Source organism: Pseudomonas sp. (assembly GCF_037994325.1).
Lineage (GTDB): Bacteria > Pseudomonadota > Gammaproteobacteria > Pseudomonadales > Pseudomonadaceae > Aquipseudomonas.
On record NZ_JBBNAH010000238.1, the window covers coordinates 1 to 8,813 of the forward strand.

The 8,813-nt window shown below is 56.5% G+C and carries 11 protein-coding genes; all 11 read left to right on the top strand.

The genetic code is table 11. The annotated features are described in order from the left end of the window. Positions 1–365, top strand: a 365-nt coding sequence (locus tag AAAB16_RS07960) for an RsmG family class I SAM-dependent methyltransferase (RefSeq protein ID WP_340662865.1), incomplete at its 5' end; no start/stop codon positions are given. An 18-nt stretch (positions 366–383) separates the two neighbouring features. Then, the gene (locus AAAB16_RS07965) at positions 384–1,172 is read left to right on the top strand and encodes a ParA family protein (protein WP_110615571.1); all 789 of its coding nucleotides are present in this window, start codon (positions 384–386) and stop codon (positions 1,170–1,172) included. Between the two features lie 9 nt (positions 1,173–1,181). Beyond that, the gene (locus AAAB16_RS07970) at positions 1,182–2,054 is read left to right on the top strand and encodes a ParB/RepB/Spo0J family partition protein (protein WP_340662866.1); all 873 of its coding nucleotides are present in this window, start codon (positions 1,182–1,184) and stop codon (positions 2,052–2,054) included. Between the two features lie 172 nt (positions 2,055–2,226). Then, positions 2,227–2,634 carry a F0F1 ATP synthase subunit I gene (locus AAAB16_RS07975; protein WP_340662867.1) on the top strand — a complete coding sequence of 136 codons (408 nt, stop codon included), beginning with the start codon at positions 2,227–2,229 and terminating at the stop codon, positions 2,632–2,634. 16 nt (positions 2,635–2,650) lie between these two features. Beyond that, a complete protein-coding gene (atpB, locus tag AAAB16_RS07980) occupies positions 2,651–3,520 on the top strand; it encodes a F0F1 ATP synthase subunit A (RefSeq protein ID WP_110615574.1) in 870 nt (289 codons plus the stop codon). 128 nt (positions 3,521–3,648) lie between these two features. After that, positions 3,649–3,909 (top strand): F0F1 ATP synthase subunit C, encoded by a 261-nt coding sequence (atpE, locus tag AAAB16_RS07985; RefSeq protein WP_110615575.1) that lies wholly within the window; start codon positions 3,649–3,651, stop codon positions 3,907–3,909. Between the two features lie 51 nt (positions 3,910–3,960). Then, on the top strand, positions 3,961–4,431 hold the full coding sequence (locus AAAB16_RS07990; protein ID WP_110615576.1) for a F0F1 ATP synthase subunit B: 471 nt from the start codon (positions 3,961–3,963) through the stop codon (positions 4,429–4,431). A 14-nt stretch (positions 4,432–4,445) separates the two neighbouring features. Next, positions 4,446–4,982 (top strand): F0F1 ATP synthase subunit delta, encoded by a 537-nt coding sequence (locus tag AAAB16_RS07995; RefSeq protein WP_110615577.1) that lies wholly within the window; start codon positions 4,446–4,448, stop codon positions 4,980–4,982. A gap of 21 nt (positions 4,983–5,003) precedes the next feature. After that, positions 5,004–6,548 carry a F0F1 ATP synthase subunit alpha gene (atpA, locus tag AAAB16_RS08000; RefSeq protein WP_340662868.1) on the top strand — a complete coding sequence of 515 codons (1,545 nt, stop codon included), beginning with the start codon at positions 5,004–5,006 and terminating at the stop codon, positions 6,546–6,548. Positions 6,549–6,610: 62 nt separating this feature from the next. Continuing rightward, on the top strand, positions 6,611–7,471 hold the full coding sequence (gene atpG, locus AAAB16_RS08005; RefSeq protein ID WP_108095253.1) for a F0F1 ATP synthase subunit gamma: 861 nt from the start codon (positions 6,611–6,613) through the stop codon (positions 7,469–7,471). 30 nt (positions 7,472–7,501) lie between these two features. After that, a partial coding sequence (gene atpD, locus AAAB16_RS08010; RefSeq protein WP_340662869.1) for a F0F1 ATP synthase subunit beta occupies positions 7,502–8,813 on the top strand: 1,312 nt, incomplete at its 3' end.

Below are 8,813 nucleotides of genomic sequence, written 5' to 3' on the forward strand. Positions count from 1 at the left end.
TGTTTCCCGAACGCCAGTTCACCTTGCTGGACTCCAACGGTAAAAAGACCCGCTTTCTCACCCAGGTAAAACTGGAGCTTAAGCTGGGTAACCTGGAAGTTATCCACAGCCGTGTGGAAGGGTTTACCCCCGCCGAGCCGTTTTCCGGAATCTGCTCCCGTGCTTTCAGCTCGCTGCAGGATTTTTCCGAGTGGACTCGCCACCTGGGCGACGTCGATACCCGCTGGTTGGCCATGAAAGGCGTGCACCCGGATGACGAATTGCAGGCCCTGCCCGCCGACTTTAAATTGGCTGCAACGCACGTCCTCAAGGTTCCCGGTTGCCAAGGTCAACGGCATCTGTTGATACTGCGCCGCATCATATGATCGGGACCGACGCTGACCATGGCTAAAGTATTCGCCATCGCCAACCAGAAAGGTGGTGTGGCCAAAACCACCACATGCATCAACCTGGCGGCTTCACTGGTTGCGACCAAGCGTCGTGTGCTGCTTATCGACCTCGATCCACAGGGCAACGCCACCACCGGCAGCGGTGTGGATAAGTTGGCCTTGGAGCATTCGATTTACGATGTGCTGATTGGCGAGTGCGATTTGGGCCAGGCCATGCAGTTTTCTGAGCATGGCGGTTATCAGCTGCTGCCCGCTAACCGCGACCTGACTGCCGCCGAAGTGGCGCTGTTGGATATGCCGGCTAAAGAGAATCGCCTGCGCGAAGCCTTGGCGCCGATCCGCGAGAACTATGACTACATCCTGATCGACTGCCCGCCGTCGCTGTCGATGTTAACGGTCAACGCGCTGGTAGCAGCCGATGGCGTGATTATTCCGATGCAGTGCGAGTACTACGCACTTGAAGGGCTGACCGATTTGGTCAACTCCATCCAACGTATCGGCAAGCTGCTGAACCCAAGCCTGAAAATCGAAGGCCTGCTGCGCACGATGTATGACCCGCGTATCAGCCTGACCAATGATGTCTCTGCCCAGCTCAAGGCGCACTTTGGCGATCAGCTGTACGACACCGTTATCCCGCGTAACGTGCGCCTGGCCGAGGCACCGAGTTTCGGTATGCCGGCGTTGGCGTACGACAAGCAATCCCGTGGTGCCCTCGCCTACCTGGCATTGGCCGGTGAACTGTCCCGGCGTCAGCGCAACGCCACCCGAACCGCAAAAGCATAAGGAATTCCAATGGCCATCAAAAAACGAGGTCTCGGACGCGGACTGGACGCCCTGCTGGGCGGCACTACGGTCAACGCTTTGCAAGAAGAAGCCGCACAAGCCGATACCCGTGAGCTGCAGTACGTGCCGCTGGATCTGATTCAGCGCGGCAAGTATCAGCCACGTCGTGATATGGACAGCACCGCTCTGGAAGAGCTGGCCCAGTCCATCCGCGCTCAGGGCGTGATGCAGCCGATTGTGGTGCGCCCGATTGGTAATGCACGTTTTGAAATCATCGCTGGTGAACGCCGCTGGCGCGCCAGCCAATTGGCCGGGCTCGACAAAATCCCAGCCATGGTTCGCGAAGTGCCTGATGAGGCGGCCATCGCCATGGCACTGATTGAAAACATCCAGCGCGAAGACCTCAACCCGATTGAAGAAGCCGTGGCCTTGCAACGTTTGCAGCAAGAGTTCCAGCTGACTCAACAGCAAGTGGCCGAAGCGGTGGGTAAATCGCGGGTGACCATTACCAACTTGCTGCGTTTGATTTCTCTGCCAGAAGAAATCAAAACCCTGCTTTCCCATGGCGATCTGGAAATGGGCCATGCCCGAGCATTGCTCGGTTTACCGGCCGAACAGCAGATTGAAGGGGCGCGACATGTTGTCGCACGAGGTCTGACGGTGCGCCAAACTGAGGCACTGGTCCGCCAGTGGTTGAGCACCAAAGAGAAGCCGGCCGAAGTGGCGAAAGTCGACCCGGATATCAGTCGTCTCGAACAGCGCCTCGCAGAGCGCCTGGGCTCGCCGGTGCAAATCAAGCATGGGCAGAAGGGCAAAGGCCAGTTGGTAATCCGCTATAACTCGCTGGATGAACTACAAGGGGTTCTGGCTCACATCCGATGAGTCCTTTCCCGACATATTCAGTCATGTAGCGTGTGATCGGAAATCACTACCCAGCAGTTGAATAGGGGGGGAACCGCCCCTATACTCTGCGCGCATTTTGTCGGCACAAACTATGCCAAGTCGTTGATTGTACGACGACTGTCACCAGAGGCCGAAAGCCGGAGAAAGCTAGATGGATGTACGCACGCCCAACCGCCTGCCCTTCCATCGTTTGCCGGTGTTCCCCGTGTTGCTTACCCAATTGGTCGTGTTGTTAATCGCAGCCGTCGTTTTGTGGCAATGGCACGGTACGGTAAGTGGTTACTCTGGTGCGCTCGGCGGTTTGATTGCCTGGTTACCGAACATGTACTTCGCCCACAAGGCTTTCCGGTTTACCGGCGCCAGGGCAGCCCAAGCGATAGTCCGGTCTTTTTATGCCGGTGAAGCGGGCAAGCTGATTCTGACGGCAGTGCTCTTTGCACTGACCTTCGCAGGGGTGAAACCACTGGATGCGCTGGCGGTATTTGGCGTGTTCTTTCTGACCCAGTTGGTCAATTGGTTTGCGCCTCTGCTTACTAGAACAAGATTTTTGAGACCTTAGGGCGTTTGAGGCACACATGGCAGAACAGACCGCTTCGGGCTATATCCAGCACCACTTGCAAAACCTGACTTTCGGGAAACTGCAAAACGGTGATTGGGGCTTTGCCCACACTGCACAAGAAGCTAAAGAAATGGGCTTCTGGGCATTTCACGTAGACACCTTGGGCTGGTCCATCGCCCTGGGTCTGATCTTCATTCTGTTGTTCCGCATGGCGGCAAAAAAAGCCACTTCCGGCCAACCTGGCGGCCTGCAGAACTTCGTCGAAGTCATGATCGAGTTCGTCGATACCAGCGTTAAAGACAGTTTCCACGGTCGCAACAAGCTGATCGCGCCCCTGGCACTGACTATTTTTGTCTGGGTGTTCCTGATGAACGCCGTCGACCTGGTACCGGTTGACTGGATTCCGCAACTGGCAATCCTAATCACTGGCGATCACCACATCCCGTTCCGCGCCGTCTCCACCACTGACCCGAATGCCACCCTTGGCATGGCGCTGTCGGTGTTCGCGCTGATCATTTTCTACAGCATCAAAGTTAAAGGCATCGGTGGTTTCATCGGTGAGCTGACCCTGCACCCATTCGGCAGCAAGAACATCGCGGTTCAGATCCTTCTGATCCCGGTCAACTTCCTGCTGGAGTTCGTCACCTTGGTAGCCAAGCCTATTTCGTTGGCACTGCGGTTGTTCGGCAACATGTACGCCGGTGAGCTGGTGTTCATTCTGATCGCTGTGATGTTTGGCAGTGGTCTGCTGTGGCTGAGCGGCTTGGGCGTGGTGCTGCAGTGGGCGTGGGCTGTATTCCACATCCTGATCATCACCCTGCAAGCGTTCATCTTCATGATGCTCACCATCGTTTATCTGTCGATGGCGCACGAAGACAACCACTGATAGCGCGCAAGCGCTGGCAGTGAGCGGCCTCTGCCTGGGGCCGCAGCCCGCAAGGGCAATGCAAGTTTGCTTTACCGCTTTACCTTAAAAACCTTAAACCAATACGACATAAAAAGTCGGGAGGAAAGATGGAAACTGTAGTTGGTCTGACCGCGATCGCCGTTGCACTGCTGATTGGCCTGGGTGCCCTGGGTACCGCCATTGGTTTCGGCCTGCTGGGCGGCAAGTTCCTGGAAGGCGCTGCGCGTCAGCCGGAAATGGTTCCAATGCTGCAAGTTAAAATGTTCATCGTGGCTGGTCTGCTCGACGCCGTGACCATGATCGGCGTTGGTATCGCACTGTTCTTCACCTTCGCGAACCCCTTCGTTGGTCAACTCGCCGGCCAATAACTCGATCTCGAGTTAATGGTTTGACGGACAACGAACGAGCGAGGTGTTGGCGTGAACATTAATGCAACCCTGATTGGCCAGTCCGTTGCCTTCTTCATCTTTGTGCTCTTTTGCATGAAGTTCGTGTGGCCTCCGGTCATCGCGGCTTTGCAAGAGCGTCAAAAGAAGATTGCTGATGGTCTGGACGCTGCTAGCCGTGCAGCTCGCGACTTGGAGTTGGCCCACGAGAAAGTGGGTCAGCAACTTCGCGAAGCTAAAACGCAAGCAGCTGAAATCATTGAGCAAGCCAAAAAGCGCGCTACCCAGATCGTCGACGAAGCTCGCGATCAGGCCCGTGTGGAAGGTGAGCGCCTGAAGTCTCAGGCTCAGGCCGAGATCGAACAGGAACTGAACAGCGTCAAAGACGCCCTGCGTGCCCAACTGGGTGGCTTGGCGATCAGCGGTGCTGAGAAGATCTTGGGCGCTACCATCGACCAAAACGCGCATGCGGAGCTGGTTTCCAAACTGGCAGCCGAAATTTAAGCGAGGGCGCGATCATGGCAGAACTGACCACGTTGGCCCGACCTTACGCCAAGGCAGCTTTTGAGTACGCTCAGGCCCACCAGCAACTGGCCAATTGGTCAGCCATGCTCGGCCTGGCTGCGGCGGTGTCGCAAGACGCCACCGTACAGCGCGTACTTACGGCCCCGCGTTTGACGAGTACAGACAAGGCCACCGCTTTTATTGAAGTGTGTGGTGACAAGTTCGATGCCAAGGTACAGAACTTCATCCAGGTACTAGCCGAGAACAATCGTCTCGCGCTGCTGCCGCAAATCGCCGAACTGTTCGAGCTGTTAAAAGCCGAGCAAGAAAAATCGGTCGATGTGGATGTAACCAGTGCTTTTGCATTGAACGACGAACAGCAAGACAAACTCGCCAAGGTTCTCAGTGCACGGCTCGGCCGGGAAGTGCGCCTGCACGCTGCGGAGGATGCCAGCCTTATTGGTGGCGTCGTAATCCGCGCCGGCGACCTGGTTATCGATGGCTCAGTTCGCGGCAAAATCGCGAAACTAGCCGAAGCATTGAAATCTTGAGTTTGAAGGGGCAGCAGAGCAATGCAGCAACTCAATCCTTCCGAAATAAGTGAAATCATCAAGGGTCGCATCGAGAAACTCGATGTGGCTTCCCAAGCCCGTAACGAAGGCACCATCGTCAGCGTTTCCGACGGTATCGTACGGATTCACGGTCTAGCCGACGCTATGTACGGCGAAATGATCGAGTTCCCGGGCGGCGTCTACGGTATGGCCATGAACCTGGAGCGCGACTCTGTCGGCGCCGTGGTTCTGGGTGCCTACCAATCGCTGGCTGAAGGCATGAGTGCCAAGTGCACCGGCCGCATCCTCGAAGTTCCGGTTGGTCCGGAACTGCTGGGTCGCGTAGTCGATGCCCTCGGTAACCCAGTCGACGGTAAAGGCCCACTGAACAATGTCGCTAGCGACGCTGTTGAGAAGGTTGCACCGGGCGTGATCTGGCGTAAGTCGGTCGACCAGCCTGTGCAGACCGGCTACAAGGCCGTTGACGCCATGATCCCGGTTGGTCGTGGTCAGCGTGAGCTGATCATCGGTGACCGTCAGATCGGTAAAACCGCTCTGGCCATCGACGCCATCATCAACCAGAAAAACAGCGGCATTTACTGCGTCTACGTAGCTATCGGTCAGAAGCAATCGACCATCGCTAACGTGGTTCGCAAGCTGGAAGAAAACGGCGCGTTGGCTAACACCATCATCGTCGCTGCCAGTGCCTCTGAATCCGCCGCGCTGCAATTCATTGCACCGTACGCCGGTTGCACCATGGGCGAATACTTCCGTGACCGCGGTGAAGACGCACTGATCGTTTATGACGATCTGTCCAAGCAGGCTGTGGCGTATCGCCAGATCTCCCTGCTGCTGCGCCGTCCGCCAGGTCGCGAAGCTTACCCAGGTGACGTGTTCTATCTCCACAGCCGTCTGCTGGAGCGCGCATCCCGCGTTTCCGAAGAGTACGTTGAGAAGTTCACCAACGGCGCTGTGACTGGCAAAACCGGTTCCTTGACCGCTCTGCCGATCATTGAAACTCAAGCTGGCGACGTTTCCGCGTTCGTTCCGACCAACGTGATTTCCATCACCGACGGTCAGATCTTCCTGGAATCGGCCATGTTCAACTCCGGCATTCGCCCGGCAGTGAACGCCGGTGTTTCGGTATCGCGTGTTGGTGGTGCCGCTCAGACCAAGATCATCAAGAAGCTCTCCGGTGGTATCCGTACCGCTCTGGCTCAGTACCGTGAATTGGCGGCTTTCGCCCAGTTCGCTTCTGACCTGGACGAAGCCACCCGTAAGCAGCTTGAGCATGGTCAGCGCGTAACCGAGCTGATGAAGCAGAAGCAATATGCGCCGATGTCCACCGCCGATATGGCGTTATCCCTGTATGCCGCTGAACGTGGCTACCTGGTCGATGTCGAGATCGCGAAAATCGGCAGCTTCGAACAAGCTCTGATTGCTTACTTCAACCGCGATCTGGCCGATCTGATGGCCAAGATCAACGTGAAGGGTGACTTCAATGACGAAATCGACGCTGGCATGAAAGCTGGTATCGAGAAGTTCAAAGCCACCCAAACCTGGTAAGCCGCGATGGGGGCCCAGGCCCCCATCCTGCTGGCCGATAGGTGTACCTATATAGGTGTTGCATGGCAGGCGCAAAAGAGATTCGCAGCAAGATTGCGAGCATCAAAAGCACGCAAAAGATCACCAGCGCCATGGAAAAGGTCGCTGTCAGCAAGATGCGCAAAGCACAAATGCGCATGGCTGCCAGCCGTCCTTACGCGGAGCGTATCCGCCAGGTGATTGGTCATCTGGCCAACGCTAACCCGGAATACCGTCACCCGTTCATGATCGACCGCGAAGTTAAGCGTGTGGGTTATGTGGTGGTGAGCAGTGACCGTGGTCTGTGCGGTGGCTTGAATACCAACCTGTTCAAGGCCCTGGTCAAGGACATGGCGGTAAACCGCGAACAAGGCGTAGAGATTGATATCTGCGTAGTAGGCAGCAAGGGTGCGGCGTTTTTCCGCAACTTCGGCGGTAACGTCGTCGCTGCAATCAGCCACTTGGGCGAAGAGCCGTCGATCAATGATCTGATCGGTAGCGTCAAAGTGATGCTGGATGCCTACCTGGATGGCCGTATTGATCGCCTGTCCGTGGTTTCCAACAAGTTCGTCAACACGATGACGCAGAAGCCGACAGTGGAGCAGTTGATTCCGCTGGAAGCCGATCCGGATCAAGATCTCAAGCATCACTGGGACTATCTCTACGAACCCGACGCCAAAGAGCTGCTAGACGGCCTGATGGTGCGCTACGTGGAGTCGCAGGTGTACCAGGCGGTGGTCGAGAACAATGCTGCTGAACAAGCAGCCCGGATGATCGCGATGAAGAATGCGACTGACAACGCCGGTGATCTGATCAGCGATTTGCAGCTGATCTACAACAAGGCACGTCAGGCGGCGATCACCCAAGAGATCTCGGAAATCGTTGGCGGCGCTGCCGCGGTTTGATACCGGTTCAAATATTCAGAGGATCCAGCTATGAGTAGCGGACGTATCGTACAAATCATCGGCGCCGTGATTGACGTGGAATTCCCACGTGATCAGGTTCCGAGCATCTACGACGCCTTGAAAGTTCAAGGCGCCGAAACCACCCTCGAAGTTCAGCAGCAGCTGGGCGACGGCGTGGTTCGTACCATTGCGATGGGCTCGACCGAAGGCTTGAAGCGCGGTCTGGACGTCAGCAACACTGGCGCAGCCATCTCCGTACCGGTCGGTAAAGCGACCCTGGGCCGGATCATGGACGTACTGGGCAACCCAATCGACGAAGCCGGTCCGATCGGCGAAGAAGAGCGTTGGGGCATTCACCGCCCAGCACCTTCCTTCGCGGAACAAGCTGGCGGCAACGATCTGCTGGAAACCGGCATCAAGGTTATCGACCTGGTTTGCCCGTTTGCCAAAGGCGGTAAGGTTGGTCTGTTCGGTGGTGCCGGTGTTGGTAAAACCGTAAACATGATGGAACTGATCCGAAACATCGCCATCGAGCACAGCGGTTATTCCGTGTTTGCTGGTGTGGGTGAGCGTACTCGTGAGGGTAACGACTTCTACCACGAGATGAAGGACTCCAACGTTCTCGACAAAGTAGCCTTGGTCTACGGTCAGATGAACGAGCCACCAGGCAACCGTCTGCGCGTAGCACTGACCGGCCTGACCATGGCCGAGAAGTTCCGTGACGAAGGTAACGACGTTCTGCTGTTCGTCGACAACATCTATCGTTACACCCTGGCCGGTACTGAAGTATCCGCACTGCTGGGCCGTATGCCTTCCGCAGTAGGTTACCAGCCGACCCTGGCCGAAGAGATGGGTACTCTGCAAGAGCGTATCACTTCGACCAAAAACGGTTCGATCACCTCGATCCAGGCGGTATACGTACCGGCGGATGACTTGACTGACCCGTCGCCAGCGACCACTTTCGCCCACTTGGACGCCACCGTCGTTCTGTCCCGTGACATCGCTTCCCTGGGTATCTACCCAGCGGTCGATCCACTCGACTCGACTTCGCGCCAGCTGGACCCGAACGTAATCGGCCAGGACCACTACGACACCGCTCGCGGCGTACAGTATGTTCTGCAACGTTACAAAGAACTGAAGGACATCATTGCGATCCTGGGTATGGACGAGCTGTCGGAAGCCGACAAGCAGTTGGTAAACCGTGCTCGTAAGATCCAGCGCTTCTTGTCGCAGCCGTTCTTCGTGGCTGAAGTCTTCACCGGTGCTTCGGGTAAATACGTTTCCCTGAAAGACACCATTGCTGGCTTCAAAGGCATCCTCAACGGTGACTACGACCACCTGC

Coding starts and splice junctions, on each gene's coding strand:
- atpB (WP_110615574.1), top strand. CDS start 2,651: ATGGCAGAACAGACCGCTTCGGGCTATATCCAGCACCACTTGCAAAAC.
- AAAB16_RS07995 (WP_110615577.1), top strand. CDS start 4,446: ATGGCAGAACTGACCACGTTGGCCCGACCTTACGCCAAGGCAGCTTTT.
- AAAB16_RS07975 (WP_340662867.1), top strand. CDS start 2,227: ATGGATGTACGCACGCCCAACCGCCTGCCCTTCCATCGTTTGCCGGTG.
- atpA (WP_340662868.1), top strand. CDS start 5,004: ATGCAGCAACTCAATCCTTCCGAAATAAGTGAAATCATCAAGGGTCGC.
- atpE (WP_110615575.1), top strand. CDS start 3,649: ATGGAAACTGTAGTTGGTCTGACCGCGATCGCCGTTGCACTGCTGATT.
- atpG (WP_108095253.1), top strand. CDS start 6,611: ATGGCAGGCGCAAAAGAGATTCGCAGCAAGATTGCGAGCATCAAAAGC.
- AAAB16_RS07965 (WP_110615571.1), top strand. CDS start 384: ATGGCTAAAGTATTCGCCATCGCCAACCAGAAAGGTGGTGTGGCCAAA.
- AAAB16_RS07970 (WP_340662866.1), top strand. CDS start 1,182: ATGGCCATCAAAAAACGAGGTCTCGGACGCGGACTGGACGCCCTGCTG.